21 protein-coding genes are annotated in these 19425 nt (G+C 66.6%); 18 read left to right on the plus strand and 3 right to left on the minus strand.

Annotated features, from left to right (window positions below; translation table 11 throughout):
• Positions 1-51: 51 nt before the first annotated feature.
• The 6 genes from CH278_RS18690 to glmM all read left to right on the plus strand — a co-directional run bounded on the left by CH278_RS18690 (position 52) and on the right by glmM (position 3791).
• Positions 52-390, plus strand: coding sequence for a WXG100 family type VII secretion target (locus CH278_RS18690; RefSeq protein WP_032365623.1), 339 nt, complete (start codon positions 52-54; stop codon positions 388-390).
• Positions 391-454: 64 nt separating this feature from the next.
• Complete coding sequence (locus CH278_RS18695) at positions 455-736, plus strand: WXG100 family type VII secretion target (protein ID WP_032365622.1); 282 nt, start codon at positions 455-457, stop codon at positions 734-736.
• A gap of 111 nt (positions 737-847) precedes the next feature.
• Entirely contained in the window at positions 848-1189 is a 342-nt protein-coding gene (locus CH278_RS18700; RefSeq protein WP_027496343.1) for a TraR/DksA family transcriptional regulator, read from the plus strand.
• A gap of 184 nt (positions 1190-1373) precedes the next feature.
• Positions 1374-1817 (plus strand): 50S ribosomal protein L13, encoded by a 444-nt coding sequence (gene rplM / locus CH278_RS18705; protein WP_027496344.1) that lies wholly within the window; start codon positions 1374-1376, stop codon positions 1815-1817.
• Complete coding sequence (gene rpsI / locus CH278_RS18710) at positions 1814-2338, plus strand: 30S ribosomal protein S9 (RefSeq protein WP_027496345.1); 525 nt, start codon at positions 1814-1816, stop codon at positions 2336-2338. The genes rplM and rpsI overlap by 4 nt, the downstream gene beginning before the upstream one ends.
• Positions 2339-2444: 106 nt before the next feature.
• Positions 2445-3791: a phosphoglucosamine mutase gene (glmM, locus tag CH278_RS18715; RefSeq protein WP_094622594.1), complete on the plus strand. Its 1347-nt coding sequence runs from the start codon at positions 2445-2447 to the stop codon at positions 3789-3791.
• A gap of 21 nt (positions 3792-3812) precedes the next feature.
• On the opposite strand, the gene CH278_RS18720 is transcribed toward glmM, so the two are convergent.
• Positions 3813-4853: an LLM class F420-dependent oxidoreductase gene (locus tag CH278_RS18720; RefSeq protein WP_094622595.1), complete on the minus strand. Its 1041-nt coding sequence runs from the start codon at positions 4851-4853 to the stop codon at positions 3813-3815.
• Positions 4854-5003: 150 nt separating this feature from the next.
• Here CH278_RS18720 and CH278_RS18725 point away from each other — a divergent pair, with 150 nt between their 5' ends.
• The 3 genes from CH278_RS18725 to CH278_RS18735 are packed head-to-tail and all read left to right on the plus strand — an operon-like array spanning position 5004 to position 7467.
• Positions 5004-5309, plus strand: coding sequence for a type VII secretion target (locus CH278_RS18725; protein ID WP_032365619.1), 306 nt, complete (start codon positions 5004-5006; stop codon positions 5307-5309).
• Positions 5306-7204 (plus strand): hypothetical protein, encoded by a 1899-nt coding sequence (locus CH278_RS18730; RefSeq protein ID WP_094622596.1) that lies wholly within the window; start codon positions 5306-5308, stop codon positions 7202-7204. The genes CH278_RS18725 and CH278_RS18730 overlap by 4 nt, the downstream gene beginning before the upstream one ends.
• Entirely contained in the window at positions 7201-7467 is a 267-nt protein-coding gene (locus CH278_RS18735) for a hypothetical protein (protein ID WP_032371044.1), read from the plus strand. The genes CH278_RS18730 and CH278_RS18735 overlap by 4 nt, the downstream gene beginning before the upstream one ends.
• Before the next feature lie 19 nt (positions 7468-7486).
• Here the strand turns inward: CH278_RS18735 and CH278_RS18740 are convergent, their stop codons facing one another.
• Entirely contained in the window at positions 7487-8347 is an 861-nt protein-coding gene (locus CH278_RS18740; RefSeq protein ID WP_027496351.1) for a dienelactone hydrolase family protein, read from the minus strand.
• A gap of 99 nt (positions 8348-8446) precedes the next feature.
• Here CH278_RS18740 and glmS point away from each other — a divergent pair, with 99 nt between their 5' ends.
• The 8 genes from glmS (at position 8447) to tsaD (ending at position 16929) form a co-directional block, all read left to right on the plus strand.
• A complete protein-coding gene (glmS, locus tag CH278_RS18745; protein WP_032408020.1) occupies positions 8447-10309 on the plus strand; it encodes a glutamine--fructose-6-phosphate transaminase (isomerizing) in 1863 nt (620 codons plus the stop codon).
• Between the two features lie 52 nt (positions 10310-10361).
• Positions 10362-11795, plus strand: coding sequence for an NAD(P)H-hydrate dehydratase (locus CH278_RS18750; RefSeq protein ID WP_094622597.1), 1434 nt, complete (start codon positions 10362-10364; stop codon positions 11793-11795).
• A gap of 76 nt (positions 11796-11871) precedes the next feature.
• Positions 11872-13074: an alanine racemase gene (gene alr / locus CH278_RS18755; protein WP_094622598.1), complete on the plus strand. Its 1203-nt coding sequence runs from the start codon at positions 11872-11874 to the stop codon at positions 13072-13074.
• Positions 13075-13077: 3 nt separating this feature from the next.
• The gene (locus tag CH278_RS18760; RefSeq protein ID WP_027496355.1) at positions 13078-14091 is read left to right on the plus strand and encodes an alpha/beta fold hydrolase; all 1014 of its coding nucleotides are present in this window, start codon (positions 13078-13080) and stop codon (positions 14089-14091) included.
• Positions 14084-14611, plus strand: coding sequence for a tRNA (adenosine(37)-N6)-threonylcarbamoyltransferase complex ATPase subunit type 1 TsaE (gene tsaE, locus CH278_RS18765; protein ID WP_027496356.1), 528 nt, complete (start codon positions 14084-14086; stop codon positions 14609-14611). The genes CH278_RS18760 and tsaE overlap by 8 nt, the downstream gene beginning before the upstream one ends.
• Positions 14612-14735: 124 nt before the next feature.
• Positions 14736-15410 (plus strand): tRNA (adenosine(37)-N6)-threonylcarbamoyltransferase complex dimerization subunit type 1 TsaB, encoded by a 675-nt coding sequence (tsaB, locus tag CH278_RS18770; protein ID WP_094622640.1) that lies wholly within the window; start codon positions 14736-14738, stop codon positions 15408-15410.
• A complete protein-coding gene (gene rimI, locus CH278_RS18775; RefSeq protein ID WP_032408018.1) occupies positions 15407-15895 on the plus strand; it encodes a ribosomal protein S18-alanine N-acetyltransferase in 489 nt (162 codons plus the stop codon). Before tsaB ends, rimI begins: the two co-directional genes overlap by 4 nt.
• Positions 15892-16929: a tRNA (adenosine(37)-N6)-threonylcarbamoyltransferase complex transferase subunit TsaD gene (gene tsaD / locus CH278_RS18780; RefSeq protein WP_032365611.1), complete on the plus strand. Its 1038-nt coding sequence runs from the start codon at positions 15892-15894 to the stop codon at positions 16927-16929. The genes rimI and tsaD overlap by 4 nt, the downstream gene beginning before the upstream one ends.
• Here the strand turns inward: tsaD and CH278_RS18785 are convergent.
• Positions 16914-18599, minus strand: coding sequence for an Hsp70 family protein (locus CH278_RS18785; RefSeq protein WP_094622599.1), 1686 nt, complete (start codon positions 18597-18599; stop codon positions 16914-16916). The two genes, tsaD and CH278_RS18785, sit on opposite strands and share 16 nt — an antisense overlap.
• 521 nt (positions 18600-19120) lie before the next feature.
• On the opposite strand from CH278_RS18785, the gene groES reads away from it, so the two are divergent.
• The gene (groES, locus tag CH278_RS18790) at positions 19121-19420 is read left to right on the plus strand and encodes a co-chaperone GroES (protein ID WP_008718149.1); all 300 of its coding nucleotides are present in this window, start codon (positions 19121-19123) and stop codon (positions 19418-19420) included.
• Positions 19421-19425 lie beyond the last annotated feature (5 nt).

Genomic DNA, 19425 nt, shown 5'->3' on the forward strand with positions numbered 1-19425 from the left:
GAAAATCGAAGCAGAGGAGTCGAAGTGGGATATCCAGGGGGACCGGAATCTATGGGTTCGTCGAACGGCGTCACCGTCACACCGCAGGAGCTCGTTGCTGCCGGGGCGACGATCGAGGGCCTGAGCGTGTCGATCGATGCGTCGAACTCGGCCGTGCGTTCCATCGTCGAGCAGACCGCCGAGGCGTGGGTGGGCAAGGCCGGCAAGTCGTTTCAGGATGTCATGTCGCAGTGGGACACCAGTGCCCAGAAGATGCGCAGCGCGCTCGAGCAGATCTCGGCGGACATCAAGACCAACGGCCACGGCTACTCCGATGCGGACGACGACAACGTGGCGGCTGTGAACCAGGTGGCGGGATCGCTCGGTTCGGGACTGACCACGTTCAACTGACGGCACGACCGGCCACCGAACGACCGACCACACGACCGAGCTCTATTTAGGAGACTGATTCGACATGAAGTACGACTTCGCTCAGATCGCGGCGTTGACCGAGGCGATGAACAAGCAGGCGAACGTGACCAAAGACCTTCTCGCCGACGTGGACGGCACTGCGAAGAGACTCTACGAATCGTGGGAGGGCGACGCGATGACGTCCTATTACGAACTCCAGCGTCAGTGGAACTCTGCATCCGACGAGCTCAATCTCATTCTGTCGAGCCTCGTCGCGGCCGCCCGCACCGGCGGCGAGGCCATGCACGGGGTGGAGATGGCGAACAAGGCACGCATGGCGCGCTGACCGTAGACCACGAGCGTCGTATGCCCCGATCGGCACTTGTCGGTCGGGGCATACGACTGTCGAGGGGCGCGGCACCTGGCGCGGGTTGTGGTGGCGGTGTGTACTGGACGGATGACGGATTTCGGGACGGCGATCGATGCCGAGCGTTCTCGCGCCGAACACCGCCTGCACTCCCTTCGCGACGAGCTCGCGTCGGTCATCGAAGGCAGCCGGTGGACCACCGACGACGACGAACACGACCCGGAGGGTTCCACCATCGCCTTCGAGCGTGCCAAGATCGCGGCCCTGATCTCCGACACCGAGTCCGAGATGCGCGAGCTCGACGCCGCGTCCACGCGGTGGGATCTCGGGACGTACGGCACGTGCGAGCGGTGCGGAGAGTCGATACCGGCGATCAGGCTCGAGGCATTGCCTGCGGCCCGCCGCTGTGTGCGGTGCGTTCGCCTGTCCTGAGCCGGTCTTCCGCGTCGGAGGCGTTTTGACCTGGGTGCCGGCTCCCGGTATCGTTCCCCGTTGGCGTGTATGGGCTCGCCGCATTTCTTCGATGCGCAGAGCTCTTGTCCTCGGGTCTCAACTGGCCGCCGAGGGCATCCACACGTCTTGGCCAGCAGCGACATCATGAAGACAGGAATTTTCTGTGTCTACTTACGCCCCGAAGGCCGGGGACACCACCCGGACGTGGCATGTGATCGACGCCACGGACGTCGTGCTCGGACGCCTCGCCGTCCAGGCCGCGACACTGCTCCGCGGTAAGCACAAGCCCACCTACGCACCCAACGTCGACGGTGGCGACTTCGTCGTCATCATCAACGCCGAGAAAGTTGCCATCAGTGGCAACAAGCTCGATGGCAAGTTCCACCACCACCACTCCGGCCATCCGGGCGGTCTGAAGTCGCGCTCGACGCGTCAGGTGCTCGAGAACAACCCCGACCGTCTCGTGGAGAAGGCCGTTGTCGGCATGATCCCGAAGAACAAGCTCGGAAATGCCATCGCGAGCAAGCTGAAGGTCTACGCGGGACCGAACCACCCGCATGCCGCTCAGCAGCCCGTTCCGTTCGAGATCAAGCAGGTGTCCCAGTGACGGCGCCGGAGGGAAATGACGTGACGTCGCAGGAGAACATCGAAGAGATCGCCGCCGACGAGTTCGTGGCAGTGGAAGATCCCGAGGTGGCCACGGAAATCGAAGCTGCTGCAGCTCCGGCCCCCATCGTGTTCGATCGCCCGATCCAGACCGTCGGCCGCCGCAAGGAAGCCGTCGCTCGTGTTCGGTTGTCCTCGGGCACCGGTGGATTCAAGCTCAACGGCCGCACCCTCGAGGATTACTTCCCGAACAAGGTGCACCAGCAGCTGATCAAGGCTCCTCTGGTGCTGGTCGACCGCGCAGAGTCCTTCGACATCGTGGCACTGCTGCACGGTGGCGGACCGTCGGGACAGGCAGGCGCGCTGCGTCTGGCCATCTCGCGTGCGCTGATCGAGCTCACCCCGGACGATCGCCCGGCTCTCAAGGCCGCCGGCTACCTCACGCGTGACGCGCGTGCGGTCGAGCGCAAGAAGTACGGCCTGAAGAAGGCCCGTAAGGCGTCGCAGTACTCCAAGCGCTGACGCGTCTTACCCGTTCCATCCTCGAGGGCAGGCTCCAGCAAGATCGGATGCCTGCCCTCGAGGCATTTTCCGACGATGTTCTCTCTGTTCGAAGGGGTCTTCATTCATGGCGCGATTGTTCGGCACCGACGGAGTGAGGGGACTCGCAGGCGGGGTCCTGACGGCAGAGCTCGCGATGACCATCGCCCGGGCTGCCGCCGCCGTGCTGGCACCGGATGTCGACGGTGGTCGACGGACAGCGGTCGTCGGCCGTGACCCCAGAATCAGCGGTTCGATGCTCGGTGCCGCAGTGTCGGCCGGGCTCACTGCCTCGGGTGTCGACGTGATCGACGTGGGCGTGCTGCCGACCCCCGCGGTCGCCTACCTCACCGGCGAATACGGCGCGGCGCTGGGCGTGATGATCTCCGCCTCGCACAATGCGATGCCCGACAACGGAATCAAAATTTTCGCCGCAGGCGGGCACAAGCTCGACGACGACATGGAAGATCGCATCGAGGCGCTACTCGGGGTGGACGGTCGTACCGAGAAGCCGGTCGATGTGACGGGCGCTGCCATCGGTCGTATCGACGTCGCGCCGGACGCTGCCGAGCTCTATGCCGCGCACCTCGTGGCACCGCTCTCGCACCGACTCGACGGTGTCACCGTCGTGGTGGATTGCTCGCACGGTGCAGCCTCGACGGTCGGACCGGAAATCTACCGCCGGGCCGGTGCGACGGTCGTGGCGATCAACGCCGAGCCCGACGGGCTGAATATCAACGACGGGTGTGGTTCGACGCACCTGGAAGGGCTGCAGAAGGCTGTCGTCGAGCACGGGGCCGACCTCGGGATCGCGCACGACGGCGACGCCGACCGCTGCCTCGCGGTCGATGCCTCCGGTGCGGTGGTGGACGGGGACGCGATCATGGCTGTGCTGGCCATCGCGATGAGTGAGAACGGCACGCTGACCGACAACACGTTGGTCGCCACCGTCATGAGCAACCTCGGGCTCCACATCGCGATGCGCGAAGCGGGAATCACGTTGCTTACCACCGCAGTCGGTGATCGATACGTCCTCGAGGAGTTGCGCCGCGGAGGGTACGCACTCGGTGGTGAGCAGAGCGGACACGTCGTACTCCCTGCGATCGGGACGACCGGCGACGGGATCGCCACCGCGCTGCGCCTGATGGAGCGGATGGCCCGGACCGGACGCACCCTGGCGGATCTGGCGTCGCCGATGCGCACGCTGCCCCAGGTGTTGATCAACGTACGTGTCTCGGACAAAGCTGCGGTGGCGTCGGCACCGTCGGTGTCGGACGCCGTGGCCGTCGCCGAGCTCGAGCTCGGCCAATCGGGGCGAGTTCTGTTGCGTCCCAGCGGGACCGAACAGCTCGTGCGAGTGATGGTGGAAGCGTCGGAACTCGACGTCGCGACCCGGCTCGCCGAGGAGTTGGCGGGCCGGGTCGCGGCGGTCTGATCGTCAGGCAGTGTCCGATCGTCAGGCGGTGAGTTCTCGCAAGGCGGTGAGCTGCGCGACGCGTCCTGCGGTGTTCTCGGCCAACGGTGCGACGTTGAGTGTCGTCACGCCGGCTTCGGCGAAGGCTGCCACGCGCTCCTTGACGTAGCTCTCCGGTCCGATGAGATTCACCGAACGCGCGAGCTCGTCCGGAACCGCCGCTGCTGCTTCCTCTTTCTTGCCGGCGAGGTACAGATCCTGAATCTTCTCGGCCTCGGCTTCGTAGCCGTAGCGCTGAGCAAGGGAGTTGTAGAAGTTCTTTCCCTTGGCTCCCATGCCGCCGATGTAGAGCGCCAGGTGCGGCTTGACCCAGGGGAGGTACTTGTCCGCGTCCTCGCCGATGGCCAGGGTGGGACTGGCGAACACCTCGAGTTCGCCGAGTGACGGATCGCGTTTGGCCTTGCCTGCGGCCAGCGATTCGCCCCACACGTCGGTTGCCTTCTCCGGGAAGTAGAAGATGGGCTGCCAGCCCTCTGCGATCTCTGCGGTCAGCTCGACGTTCTTCGGTCCGAGAGCGGCGATGACGACCGGAATGCGTTCGCGCACAGGGTGATTGATCAGCTTCAGTGGCTTGCCCAAGCCGGTTCCCTTGTCCGCCGGCAACGGGATCTGGTAGTGCTTGCCCTGATACTGCACTTTTTCTCGACGCCACACCTGGCGGCAGATCTCGATGACCTCACGGGTTCTGGCGATGGGTGCGTCGTACTTGACGCCGTGGAAACCCTCGACGACCTGTGGCCCGGATGCGCCGAGTCCGAGAACGAAGCGCCCGTCGGAAACGTAGTCGAGGCCGGCGGCCGTCATGGCCGTCAGCGACGGCGTTCTCGTGTAGATCTGGAAGATGCCCGACGCGATCTTGATCGTGCTGGTCTTGGCCGCAAGGAACCCGAGTTGACTGACGGCGTCGAAAGAATAGGCCTCGGGCACGAAGATGATGTCGAGGCCCGCCTTCTCGAGTTCGGCTACCTCGGCAACGGTCTCGGTGAAACCACCGCTGTAGTTCAGCATCGTTCCGATGTGCATGGGACTCCTCGTTCTCGAGTAGCTGGTGGAGCTGCTCGGTTGTCTGTTACCGACGTTTCGTATCGGGACGTTACCGCTCGCCGGGGAACCGATGGGAGTCGGCGCACGTCATAGTGGGAAAGGGGCACTTCGAGCGGGAACGGGCGGGCGATGAGCGACGGATTCTGGGTGGACGCGGTCCGCGTGCGCGAGGTGGCGGACTCGATGACGGCGTCGGCGGAGGCCCTGGGTGCGGCAGCCGATTCGATCGCATCACCGGGATTCGGTACCGCCGCCGCAGGACGGAACTACGGAGACCTGGGCGCGGCCTATCTCGACGCCCACTCCGGGCTCGGGCGGGCCGTCGGGGTGTGGCGATCGTCGGTCGACGACATCGCGGATGCCCTCGTCGCTGCGATGAATGCGTACGAACTACAGGACGACGTCGACGCGCACGCGATCGACTCGTTGCGGTGACCGTGTCTTCCACCTCGCCCGCCGAGGCGGCATCGGTCGACGAGATTCTCGACGCCAATGCCGTCGGGCTGCTGTATTTCGAGCGTTTCCTGCCGTTGGCCGAGCGCGTGTCCGGCAGCGAAGTCCCGCGCTACGACGAGGTGTGTGCACGGTACGACGAGCAGCGCGGCCTGAATCTGGAGGCTCTGACGTCCGACGCAGATGCGGTCGGGGCGATGGCTGCGGCGCTGGGTGAACAATTGGACGAGCAGGCGCAGCTTCTGATCGTTCTCCGACTGCGGTGGCACGGTGACGCCGGTGAGACGGCGCAGCAGTACGTGGGCACCGAGCAGGAGAGAGCAGGGGTGCTTCTCGACTCGGTCGAGGATGCGCTGCAGACGATGTACACGGCTGTGGACGTACTGCGTGAGGCTGTGACCGACAAGGCCGAGCTCGTCGGAAGCCTCGATACCGACACCGTAGAAGGACACGATCCCGACCGAATCGATGCGCTTCTGCTGGCCTCGGGCATCGAGTGCGTTCCGGTCGACCGGGCAACCGTGTTCGCCCGCCTGACACCGGCGTTTCCGGAATGGGCCGAGCAATTCGCGCGAGGAGACGTATCGGACGAGTTCGCGGCCGAGGTCGCCGACCGGTCTCGAGAATGGATCGAGGGCGAGTTCGTGCCACATGTGCAACGCACGTGTGCCGCAGTGTCGTCTGCCTGCACGGCCACGGACACGGCCGTTCGAGAGTGCTTGGCCCTGGTGGTGAAGGTCATCGAGGAAGTCGTCCACCCTGTGTTCGACGAGCTCGACGAGCGCAGCTGGGTGCCGCTGGCTGTTTCCGAGCACTCGAGCGAGCTGTCGTCGCCCGAGAACTGCCCTGCGGCGGTCACGGGCGGAGTTGGGGGAGAGGCAGCCGTCAACCGACCCGCATCGACAGACCAACCTCCGTCCGAGGTGCCGGCCTCGGCTCCGTCGGCGCAACCGGCACCTGCTCCGGATGCACGTGCCACCGGTCCCAAAGCGTGGGGCGAAACCGAGAACGACAATGGTCGTGAAGACAGTCGGGTCGACGCAGTCGCCGGACTCGTCGACGGCATTGTGGACGACATCGTGGACCGGGTTGTCGAGGCGCTCGGTGACACGACCGGCGACGGGAGTGTCAGCGACGAGACCGATGCCGACCCCACTGCAGAATCCGGACCCACCGCAGAACCCAACCCCGCCTCAGAACCCAACCCCGCCTCAGAACCCAATCCGACTGCAACGCTCGATGATCCGCCCGCTTCGATCCCGTCGCCGGAATTCGGTGATGCATCGAAGGTCGTCGGCGAGCGCGGACATCTCGAGGCCGAACTCGACGGCCATCGTGCCCGTATCGCGCTCGAACACGATGGGGCCGTATCGCTTCGACTCGAGACACCGGGCCTCGGGGTGCGCACGTTCGAGTTGCGCGTTGGTCCCTTCGGGTTGCCGGAGATCGTCGAAGTTCCCGGGACCGTCGATCCGAGCGGTGTCGGGGTGCCGAACCGGTCTTCGGCGACCGTGGAACCGCCGGAGCCCGCCGCGGGGGATCGAACCACACCCGATGCAGAACCCGAGATCGAACCGGCACCTCCTTCTGCCGAGTCCGGCGCTCCCGAGCCGAACACAGCGACCTCACCGCCGGTGGATGTCGCACCGGCCGACGAGCCGCAGGTGGGTAGTGAACCCACGGACTTGCAGCCCGCATCGACCGCGGACACTCCGGAGGTATGCGTTCCGGAAACTTCGGGCGAGGAGCGCTCCGTCCGGCAGGGCTCGAACGAGACTCATGAGGTACCTGCAGCTCCCGTGGCCCCTCCGGTCACCGAACCTCAGCCCAGCTCGGCGGGGTCCGGCGCGGGCTTGAGCGAGGCGGGTGCACTGTGAATTCGGACCCCGCGTGGCGTCGTGAACTGCACCGTATTCGCGACGCGCATCGGTCGGCGATGGCGGATGCCGCCGAACGGCTACGGAATCCGAGAGAACCGGCGAGAACCGATGTGGGACAGGGGGTTTCGGACCGGTTGAGCGGAAGCGACACTCGGTTGGCAGCGGGCTCGGTCCTGCGCCCGGCTCACCTGGATCGGCGGCACGGCGCACCACACGTCGAACCGGACCCCGACGAGCAACCCCGATCGTGGCTGGTGTGACGACGCCGAGTCCGGTGGGTCAGCCGCGACCCAGCAATGCCTTGATCGACGCGGTCGCCTTCGGCTTGGGCTGCTCGGTCAGCGGCGCGTGAGGGTCGACAGCACGGGTGCCGGCGATGTCGCCGTTCGTTCCGGCCAATTCCTCGTAGTCGGAGTCGCCGGTCAGGTGGTAGAGCAGAAATGCGGTCAGTACAGCGCGGGTGCGTTGCTGGGTCTTGCGGTCGGAGCTGTTGACTCCCAGTGCGCGGAGCATTCGCCGGCCTTCGACGAATCCGTCTGCCGTCGAGCCGTCGATCCGTCGGAGGACGGATGGTCCGTGCCAGGCCTGGGCGAGAGCCAGTGAATTGTCGTTGAGCGAATCTGCGTTCGAGCTGTCGCCGACGACCAGTCCGGGCACGTCGAGGCCTGCGGCGGCGTCCTCGGACGACGGTGCCGTCGGTGCCGGAAACAGGGCGGCGACCGCTTTGACATCCGGTCGTCGGGAGGCAGCGAGTACGGCGGTCCCGGCGCCCATCGCGTGACCGACTGTGGCCAGATTCTCGGGATGCACACTGATGTTGCCCGAGCCCAGGCGAACGCCGGTCATGATGTCGAGCACAGTGCCCAGGTCGGTGGCGAGTCCGCGGTGCGAGGGCACGAGGCCACGCTCGGTGTCGGGTGCTGCCACGACGAACCCCCACGACGCCAGGTGCTTCAGGGTGTCGGTGTAACTGCCGGGGCGCAGCATCCAACCGTGCGCGAACGCCACACCGGGCAGGCCGAAGCCCTCGGCCGGGGTGTAGACGACGCCAGGTTGCCCGGCCAGGGCCAGGTTCCCTCTGAGTACCTTGTGCGGGCCACGCTTGGAGAGAGCAGATGCCAGCTTCTTCGGTTTCGCCACGAGAGATGACGCTACCGAATGTGCTCGGGTACGGGGACGCCGGACACGGCGACCTGAGCGAATGGGTCGTGCGCGTCGTGCCGAGTACCCTGATGCACCATGTGCGGAATCGTTGGATATGTCGGCCACCGCCCAGCTTTGGGTGTGGTGGTCGAGGCGCTTCGGCGTATGGAATATCGGGGCTACGACTCCGCAGGAATCGCGATACTGGACGGCGCAGGCTCTACCGCGGTGGAGCGCAAGGCCGGGCGGCTGGCAAACCTCGAGGCCGAATTGGACGACATCGGCACCGATACGTTCGTCGGGACCACCGGCATGGGACACACGCGGTGGGCGACGCACGGGCGTCCGACCGACCGCAACGCTCACCCACATCGCGACGCGTCCGGAACGGTGGCGGTGGTGCACAACGGCATCATCGAGAACTTCGGTCCGCTGCGTGCCGAACTCGAAACGGCGGGTGTGGAGTTCCTGTCCGACACCGATACCGAGGTCGCTGTCCACCTCGTCGCTCGGGCATACGCGGACGGGCCTACCGCGGGCGATTTCGTCGCCAGTGCGAAGGCGGTGCTGCGTCGCCTCGAAGGTGCGTTCACGCTGGTCTTCACTCATTCCGATCACGCGGACACGATCGTCGCGGCGCGTAGGTCCACCCCTCTGGTGCTCGGAGTCGGCGAGGGCGAGATGTTCCTCGGGTCCGATGTCGCAGCATTCATCGAGCACACGCGCGACGCCGTCGAACTCGGGCAGGACCAGGTCGTCGTCATCACGGCCGATGGCTACGACATCAGCGATTTCGACGGCAACGAGGCGCAGGGGCGTCCGTTCCGGATCGATTGGGACCTCGCGGCCGCCGAGAAGGGCGGCCACGACTACTTCATGCTGAAGGAAATCCAGGAGCAGCCCGCCGCCGTGGCCGACACGTTGCTCGGCCACTTCGACAACGGCCGGATCGTGCTCGACGAGCAGCGTCTTTCCGATCAGGAATTGCGTGACGTCGACAAGGTGTTCGTCGTCGCCTGTGGCAGTGCCTACCATTCGGGTCTGCTCGCCAAGTACGCCATCGAGCACTGGACCCGGCTGCCGGTGGAAGTGGAACTGGCCAGCGAGTTCCGCTATCGCGACCCGGTACTGGATCGGTCGACCCTGGTCGTGGCCATCTCGCAGTCCGGCGAGACCGCCGACACCCTCGAAGCAGTGCGGCACGCCAAGGACCAGAAGGCGCGCGTTCTTGCGGTGTGCAACACCAACGGCTCGCAGATTCCCCGCGAGGCCGACGCAGTTCTGTACACGCGTGCAGGTCCGGAGATCGGCGTCGCGTCGACCAAGGCGTTTCTCGCCCAGGTGACCGCGAACTACCTCGTCGGCTTGGCTCTCGCTCAGGCGCGCGGCACCAAGTACCCGGACGAGGTGGCGCGCGAGTTCGCCGAACTCGAAGCGATGCCGGAGTTGGTGCAGCGGGTGCTCGAGACGGTCGAGCCGGTGCGTGCGCTCGCGCGCGAGCTGTCGACGTCGTCGACGATCCTGTTCCTCGGTCGACACGTCGGTTACCCCGTCGCTCTCGAAGGCGCGCTCAAGCTCAAGGAGCTCGCCTACATGCATGCGGAGGGCTTCGCCGCCGGTGAGCTCAAGCACGGTCCGATCGCGCTGATCGAGGACGGCGTTCCGGTCATCATCGTCATGCCGTCGCCCAAGGGCCGTGCGGTGCTGCACTCGAAGATGCTCAGCAACATCCGCGAGATCCAGGCCCGCGGCGCTCGGACGGTCGTCATCGCGGAGGAGGGCGACGAAGCGGTCCGGCCTTTCGCGGACAGCCTCATCGAGATCCCGGCGGCGTCGACACTGCTGCAGCCGTTGCTCTCGACGATTCCGCTGCAGGTCTTCGCAGCCGAGGTCGCTCAGGCGCGCGGCTACGACGTGGACAAGCCGCGAAATCTGGCCAAGTCCGTCACGGTCGAGTAGTAGGACCGGCGGGGCTCGACACACACGACGGCACGAGCGGGAGGACCTCGGCATGCGCGGCTACTACACACCCGAGCAGATCAGGAACGCCGAGGCTCCGCTGCTGCGATCGTTGCCCGACGGCACGTTGATGCGCCGCGCTGCGTACGGCTTGGCCTCGGTGGTGGCGCGCGAGCTCTTCTCGCGAACCGGCGGCGTCGCGGGGCGACGAGTACTGATACTGGTCGGATCGGGAGACAACGGCGGAGACGGCCTGTGGGCAGGTGCGTTCCTGCGCAGGCGCGGCGTCGCGGTGTCCGCGCTGCTGCTCGATCCGGACCGTGTGCACACCGAAGGTCTTGCGGCCCTGCGAGCCTCGGGGGGACGGGTCGTCACGGAGCCGGACGATCCGGACCTCGTCATCGACGCCATCGTCGGGATATCCGGGAAGGGTCCGCTGCGTCCCCACGCTGCCGGGATGGTCGACCGGATCACCGCGCCCGTTGTCTCCGTGGACATTCCCAGTGGCGTCGATGCAGAAACCGGTGAGGTGTCGGGACCGGCGGTGACCGCCGATGTCACCGTCACGTTCGGCGCTCGCAAACCGGTGCACGTGTTGGCCGTACCTCGTTGTGGCCGAATCGACGTGGTCGACATCGGGCTGACCCTGCCGTCACCCGAGATCGAGTCCTTCGAGCCGGCCGACGTTGGCCGAATCTGGCCGATTCCCACCGCGTCGGACGACAAGTACTCGCAGGGAGTCGTCGGCGTGTTGGCCGGCAGCGCCACGTATCCCGGGGCCGCGTTGCTGTGTGTCGGCGCAGCCGTCGCCGCCACGTCCGGGATGGTTCGGTACGTGGGAAGTGCCGGCGCAGAAGTGGTCTCGCACCACCCGGAGGTCGTCGTCGCACCGGATCTGGATGCAGCGGGGAGGGTGCAGTCGTGGGTCGTCGGCCCCGGCTTCGGCACGGACGACTCCTCGGCGGACATCGTGCGTCGAGTGCTCGAATCGGATCTGCCGGTGGTCGTCGACGCCGATGCATTGACGATCCTCGCGGACAACGAGCAGTGGGTCGTCGATCGCACTGCACCGACGCTGTTGACCCCGCACGCCGGGGAGTTCGCCCGCCTGACCGGATCGGAACCCGGTCCCGACCGCGTCGCGGCCGTACGAGGCCTCGCCGCTCGGTGGGGCGTCACCGTGCTGCTCAAGGGCCGCGCGACGGTCGTCGCCGACTCGGACGGCACCGCGTTCGTCAGTGACGCGGGCGGATCCGCCGCGTCCACCGCCGGATCCGGGGACGTGCTGTCCGGCGTCCTCGGTGCCCTACTCGCAACCGGAATGGCACCGTCGACCGCGGCCGCGTGCGGGGCCAAAGTGCACGCACTGGCCGCAGCCCATGCCGCGCACGGAGCCGATGGCGAATTCGCAGCCCCGATCTCGGCGACACCGTTGTCGAACAGCCTGCGAGAAGCCATCCGGACGGTCCGCTCGATCGCTGTCTGAGCTGCACTGGGCTCGCCGGCCGACCTAACGGTGTGTCATGAGTTGTGCCACCTGATCCGTGGTGTGTGCGGCAGGGATGGCACTATCGAATGTTGTGACTATCGGTAACGGCGACGTGGAGACCGATCCGCGGACGGATTCGGGTGCTCTGGCAACCGTCGATCTCGATGCCGTGGCCCACAATGTCCGGGTTCTGCGGGAATTCGCAGGCGACGCCGCCGTGATGGCCGTCCTGAAATCCGACGCCTACAACCATGGGGCAGGCCCCGTGGCACACGCTGCCGTCGCGGCGGGCGTGCACGAATTCGGGGTCACGACCATCGGCGAGGCCCTCGAATTGCGCGCAGCCGGAATCACCGTGCCGGTGCTGGCGTGGCTGCACCGGGCCGATTCGGACTTCGGTGCTGCGATCGCCGAGGACATCGGAGTCGGGGTGTCCACGGCCGGCCAGCTGAATTCGGTGATCGCCGCAGCCAGGCGGACCGGTCTCACCGCCGACCTCTCGCTCAAGATCGATACCGGCCTCAATCGCAACGGCGTTGCGCGGGCGGACCTCGATGTCGTCCTGGACGCCACCGCGTCGGCGGTCGCCGAAGGGTCCGTGCGATTGACGGGGATGTTCTCGCATCTCGCCTGTGCCGACGAACCGAATCACCCGGCCAACGACGCCCAGGCAGAGCGGCTCCGCGACGCTGTTGCCCGCGCCGGCCGGCGCGGTATCTCGCCGGCCGTCGTGCATCTGTCCAACTCGGCGGCAACGCTGACCAGGCCGGACCTCGGTTTCGACATGGTGCGTCCGGGTATTGCGCTGTACGGCCTGTCGCCGGTGCCCGATATGGGAGATTTCGGCTTGCGTCCGGTCATGACATTGTCCGCGCAGGTGGCCCACATCAAGAAGGTGAACCGAGGTGAATCGGTGTCGTACGGATACACCTGGACAGCTCCGACCGACACGGTGGTCGCACTGGTGGCGCTGGGTTACGCCGACGGGGTCGTACGCCGACTCAGCGGTCGTTTCGAGGTGACCATCGACGGTCGTCGTTACCCGTCGGTGGGGCGCGTGTGCATGGACCAATTCGTCGTGGATCTCGGCGGCGACAGCTCGGGTGTCGCCATCGGCGACGAGGCGATACTGTTCGGGCCGGGGGACAGCGGAGAGCCGCACGCTCAGGATTGGGCGGATGCGCTCGACACCATCGGCTACGAGGTCGTCACCGGCGTTCGTGGACGTGTTCGACGTCGTTTCGTCGGCACGCGCTCAGGGGAGGCGACGAAGTAGGCCATGCTGGGATTGCTGGAGAGTCTTGCGATAGTGGTGCGGGAGACGGCGTTTCGATCCAACAAGGATCCGCTGGCGACCGAGAATCTCGACCTGATGGACGCCGATCGAGGCAGTATCGTCACGGCGGACGACGGTGTTCCGCTGGCGGTCCGTGAGGTGGGGCCGGCGGATGCACAACTGACCGTCGTGTTCGTGCACGGATACTGCCTGCGCATGTCGTCGTGGCATTTCCAACGACGTGCGCTCGAACAGCAGTGGGGTTCGAGCGTGCGCATGGTGTTCTACGACCAGCGCGGTCACGGCCGCTCCGGGGTGCCCAGTGCAAGCAGTTGCACCATCGGTCAGCTCGGCCTCGACCTCGACGCGGTCATCCGTTCGGTCGTGCCCAAGGGACGCATCGTCCTGGTCGGGCATTCGATGGGCGGCATGTCGATTCTTTCCATGGCGCGCCAGCGGTCGTCCGTCGTCCGGCAACGAGTGATCGGTGCCGTGCTGATCTCCACTACGGCTGCCGGCCTCGCACAGACGGGAGTCGGCCGCAGCCTGCAGAATCCGGCGGTCGATGCTTTTCGACTGGCTGTACGCACGTCACCCGGCCTGGTGCAATTCGGGCGAGGAGCGGTGCGCGCCATCATTTCACCGGTGCTGCGCGCGGCCTCGTACGGAACGCGGGTGTCTCCTCGGCTGGTGGCATTCTCGCAGTCGATGATCGACGACACCTCCGTTGTCACCATCGTGAATTTTCTCGAGACCCTCGAACTGCACGACGAGTCGGCGGCTCTGGCGGAATTCGAGAACATTCCGGTGTCGGTGGTGTGCGGCGACGAGGACTGGATCATTCCCTTCGCGAGTTCGGAAGCACTCACCGACGCCCTGCCGAAATCGGAGATGGTGCGGGTGCGTCAAGGTGGGCACCTGGTGCAGTTGGAGTTCCCCGAACAGGTCAACGGTGCGATCCTTCGCCTGGTGGCGCGAGCATCGGAGCCCAAGAAGAAGCGGTGGGGCGTTGTCTGATTCCGAGAGTCCACCGAACTCCCGGCTCGACCTGCCCGTCGAGGCCGAACTGGCGACGGCGACGGACACTGCCGAGTTCGGTGCTCGGCTCGCGGACATTCTGGTCGCCGGCGATCTCGTCGTACTCGACGGTCCGCTCGGTGCGGGGAAGACCGCGATGACCAAGGGGATCGCGGCGGGTCTCGGAGTGCACGGTCGCGTCACCTCACCGACGTTCGTCATCGCCCGCGAGCATCGACCAGGCGTGCGCCCCAACGGTTTACCGCCTGTCGCCCTCGTGCACGTCGACGCCTACCGTCTGGGTATGACGGGACAGTCCGCGTTCGACGAGCTGGACGCGTTGGACCTCGATACCGATCTCGAGCACGCCGTCGTCGTCGTCGAGTGGGGCGAGGGCGTGGTGGAAACCCTGACGGATCAGCATGTCTCCGTGCGCTTGTCACGCGATCCGGAATCGGACGTCCGAAGGGTGAGTGCTCGCCGGGTGAATGGCGATGCGCTCGGCCGCCTACCCGAGTGAGCACCGAAACCCGGCGCGCCCGTAACGGCACTCGACGAAGCGTGCGATGCGGGTATCCCGGGTTCCTGGTGCCGCGGCTACGGGAGTGCTGGGTGCGACCACCGGGCGGGTAGCCTTGATCCTCGTGCTCGTACTTGCCGTGGACACCTCGACCCCTGCCGTCACCGCAGGTGTAGTGCGGTTGTCCGACTCCGCTGCCGACGGGGCCGATGTCACCACCGTCGCCACCCGCATCAAGGTCGACGCGCGATCGCACGCCGAGGTTCTGACTCCTCACATCCTCGAGTGCCTGGCCGAGGCCGGAATCGTGGCTGCCGATCTCGCGGCCGTCGTCGTGGGGGTGGGCCCCGGTCCCTACACCGGCCTGCGGGTGGGGATGGCGACCGCGGCCGCATTCGGTGATGCGCTCGGACTGCCGGTCCACGGTGTCTGCAGTCTCGACGCGATCGCGGCTGACGTCGACGAATCCGGATCGCTGTTGGTGGTCACGGACGCACGTCGTCGCGAAATCTATTGGGCACGTTACGAAGCCGGGGTTCAGGTAGCGGGCCCCGACGTGATCGCTCCGGCCGAACTGGAGCACGGAGGCGTCGACGCTGTCGCCGGTTCCGCGCCGCATGCCGCACTGTTCGGGTTGCCGGTGCGTGACGTGCAGGCCCCGTCGCCGGCAGGGTTGGTTCGGGTCGCTGCCACCGACATCGGCAGCGGGGTGCCACCGGGACCGCTCGTTCCGCTCTATCTGCGGCGCCCGGACGCGAAGACACTCGCCGAACGGGCTGCGGAGAAGGCCGCTCGATGACGGTGACGATCGAACCGATGACGGTGCACGACTGCGCACGATGCGCGTATCTCGAGACGGTGCTCTTCGAGGGTGACGACCCGTGGTCGGCAGACGCGTTCGTCGCGGAACTGGCTGCGCCGCACAATCATTACGTCACGGCGAAGGAGGCCGGCGAGATCGTCGGTTATGCGGGAATCTCTCTGCTGGGGCAACCGAGCCGCGGCGCGTTCGTCGTCGGTGAGGCCGAGGTGCACACCATCGGAGTCGATCCCGCGCACCATCGCCGGGGGATCGGCGGACGACTGTTGGGCGAATTGCTGCGCGTCGCCGACGATCACGGTGGGCCGGTGTTTCTCGAGGTGCGCACCGACAACGACCCGGCCATCGAGTTGTACCGACGTGAGGGCTTCGAGATCGTGGGTACCAGGGCGAAGTACTACCAGCCCAGCGGAGCCGATGCGTTCACCATGCGTCGACCGGAGAAGACGGAGGCTGCCCGATGATCGTCATGGGTATCGAAAGCTCCTGCGACGAAACAGGAGTCGGCATCGTTCGCTGGCGCGACTCGGGTGTGTGCGAGTTGCTGGCCGACGAGGTGGCATCCAGTGTCGACGAGCACGCCCGGTACGGCGGGGTGGTGCCCGAGGTGGCGTCGAGGGCCCACCTCGAGGCCATGGTTCCGACGATGCGCCGCGCTCTCGCCGCCGCCGACATCGATCGTCCCGACGCGGTCGCAGTGACCATCGGACCGGGACTGGCCGGTGCTTTGCTGGTCGGTGTTGCCGCTGCCAAGGCCTACGCAGCGGCGTGGGACGTTCCCTTCTACGCCGTCAATCATCTGGGCGGCCACGTCGCGGTCGACACCCTCGAACACGGTCCGATGCCGTCGTGCGTGGCACTTCTGGTTTCCGGTGGCCATACTCATCTGTTGCACGTCGACGATCTGTCCAAGCCCATCGCGGAACTGGGTACCACCGTCGACGACGCGGCCGGTGAGGCGTTCGACAAGGTGGCCCGCCTGCTCGGTCTGGGCTACCCGGGCGGTCCGGCGCTCGACGATGCGGCGCGCGAAGGCGATCCGACTGCAATTGCTTTTCCGCGCGGGATGACCGGCCCACGGGACGCGCGCTACGACTTCTCGTTCTCGGGGGTCAAGACGGCCGTCGCCCGCTTCGTCGAGGCCCGTCAGCGGGCCGGAGATCCGATTCCGGTCGCCGACATCGCGGCGTCGTTCCAGGAGTCCGTTGCGGATGTGTTGACGATGAAGGCGGTACGCGCCGCGACCGACGTGAACGTCGACACCGTCGTTCTCGGTGGCGGTGCAACGGCCAACTCGCGGATCCGCTCGTTGATCGAATCACGGTGCGCCGACAACGGTTTGACGCTGAGAATTCCGAAGCCGCGGCTGTGTACCGACAACGGTGTCATGATTGCCGCCCTCGGTGCTCACCTGGTTGCCGGGGGCGCGGCACCGTCTGCTCTGACAGCGGTGACGGACCCCGGCCTGTCGGTCGCGACCAGTCAGGTTCCCGGCTGAGCGTCCTGAGGGGGCTCGGAGGTTCGCGGCGCTGCCGTGTCCGGTGACGTCCGGGGTTCGACGCTCTGACCGGATACAGCAGGTGGTGGTGACCAGACCGTCGGCGGAGCGGTCAATTCCGGAGTGGGATCCGAGCCACGGACGACCGTCGTGGGAACGGTGATCGATCCGGTCGGGACTTCCGAGCTTTCCGGAACCGACCCTGCCGAGGGCCGAGGTGTCGGTCCTGGGCTGAGCTCGATCGGGCCGGACGGCGCAGTGGGTTCGGAAGTCTCACCCGGGGCCGGGGTCGGCTCGACGGGCGAGCTGGTGGTCGGCGCGGGCGTCGTCGTGGGCTCGGGCGAGACCGGCGTCGACGGCTCGACGGTGACGCTGGTGCCCGCGTCGGGCGACGACGACTCCGGTGCCAGATCCATGGGCCAGTCGATCCGCGGGAGGTCGGGAGCCGGTCGCAGCGTCGGCGTGGTGGTCGGTGCCGAGGACGCGGGGAGTCGGGACGTCGGACGCGAGGAATCGGCTGTGGTCGCCGCGGGGCCGATCGGGTCAGCCGTGTAACGGGTCGAAGTCGGCGTATCGCTCGGCGAGTAGCCCTCGGCTGCGGGTCGTCCTGCGTCCCCGGCTGCGACGGGTTCGGTGGCGCTACCGGCAGGGGACACGCTGGGGTCGTCTGCCGGGGTCATCGTCTGCAGCCCGTAGGCGAGGACCAGCCCGCCTGCGACGACGGCCGCCGCGATCGCACCCGAGTAGCGACCCATCCGGCCCGCAGTCCGGCGTGCGGCCGAGACAAGGGGGTAATCGTTGTCGGTCACCGATGCGGCGACGACAGCCGCGCCCACGGCGAGCACGGCATCCGGCTCGGGGAGGCGAACGATGCGTGCATGGAACGTGTCGGTCAGAGACGTGGCCAGCAGCGGGATGTGGGCGCCGCCGCCGATCAGCACGATGGCCTCGGGTTCGTGTGTGCTTTCGTCGAACACGCTGCGCACGAACTGCGCTGCCTCGTCGAAGAGGGGCGACGCAGCGGTCTCGAATGCAGCGCGGCTCACGGTCAGCGGTACACCGCTGTAGCGCTCGATGCGTGCTTCGTTCTCGTGTGAGAGCAGTTCTTTGATCGCCCGGTACCGTGCCGATCCGATTCCGCGGTCGTCGCGAATGTCGTCTCGCAGATTGTCGAGCGTCATGTTCTGAACGAGGTCCTTGACCAGTGCGTCGAGAACCACGCCGCCGATGGCCTCGGATCGGCGGTAGGACAGAACGACACCGTCGGTCCGGCGGGCCACGGTCACCGACAGTCCACTGGCTCCCAGGTCCACCAGGGCGATGGTGTCGTACCCGTCGACCAGACCGGTGGTGGCCAGATGTGCCGACGCGGCGGCGGCTTCCGGAACGAGCCGAACGTCTCGCGTGGTGTGTGCAAGTGCAGCGCGGATGCGCGCCGCATGTTCTTCGGTTCGGAAGGTGACGGCGATGGAATCGGGCTGCCGGTCGCCGGGAACGAGGGACGCCATCAGCTCGACCGCGGACGTCACGAGATCACCGACATCGATCTTCGCCTGGCGATCCGCCGAGACGGTGCGGTACTCGACTGCATGGCTGCCGTCGGATTCGACGGTGACCAGGGCTGCGCACACGCCCTCGGATCCGGTCGATACACCGACTCCTACCCGCATGGTGTACCTCCGCCCCGTTGTCCGTGTGTAGGAACCGTTCGGTTCCGCCGATGTCGTGCAGTGCCTCTCGTCTGTCGAGTCGTGGCGCGGCTGTCGATCGTTATCGTTCGGACAGCTCCGTTATCGTAACGTTACCGATCCCGTTGCGCGACCGTAATAATCTGCTCGGTCGGTTACTTCGCAGGCCCGGGTGCGGCCTCACCTGCACCTTCGGCAGTGTCGCGGCATCGAGAAAAAAGTGTGGAAATCCCCGTGTCGCGTGCCGAGGCGACCGGTGCGGGTCGGGTGGAAGTGCGATCCGGCCGAGTCGGTCCCCCGAACGCAAGCCTGGCGAACCCAGCCCTTGAGTGCTGGCACTCTCGTGTATAGAGTGCTAGTTGGCACCGAGCGAAGTCCCGGCACCCGCGACGACGGGACCGAGTTTCGTGCCGAGTTTGTCAGGACCGCACGAGAAGTACTTACACACAGCTGTCCGGGGATCCGACCCCGGACGCGTACCCCATAACTTTGGAGGGCTCAACGTGGCGAGCGTGAAAATCAAGCCGCTCGAGGACAAGATCCTCGTCCAGGCCAACGAGGCCGAGACGACGACCGCCTCCGGTCTGGTCATCCCCGACACAGCCAAGGAGAAGCCCCAGGAGGGCACCGTCGTCGCCGTTGGCGAAGGCCGTGTCACCGAGAAGGGCAACCGAATCCCGGTCGACGTCAAAGAAGGTGACACCGTCATCTACAGCAAGTACGGCGGCACCGAGATCAAGTACGCCGGCGAGGAGTACCTGATTCTGTCGGCACGCGACGTGCTGGCAGTCATCGCCAAGTAGGCCAC

Source organism: Rhodococcus sp. 05-2254-5 (assembly GCF_002258575.1).
GTDB lineage: Bacteria > Actinomycetota > Actinomycetes > Mycobacteriales > Mycobacteriaceae > Rhodococcoides > Rhodococcoides fascians.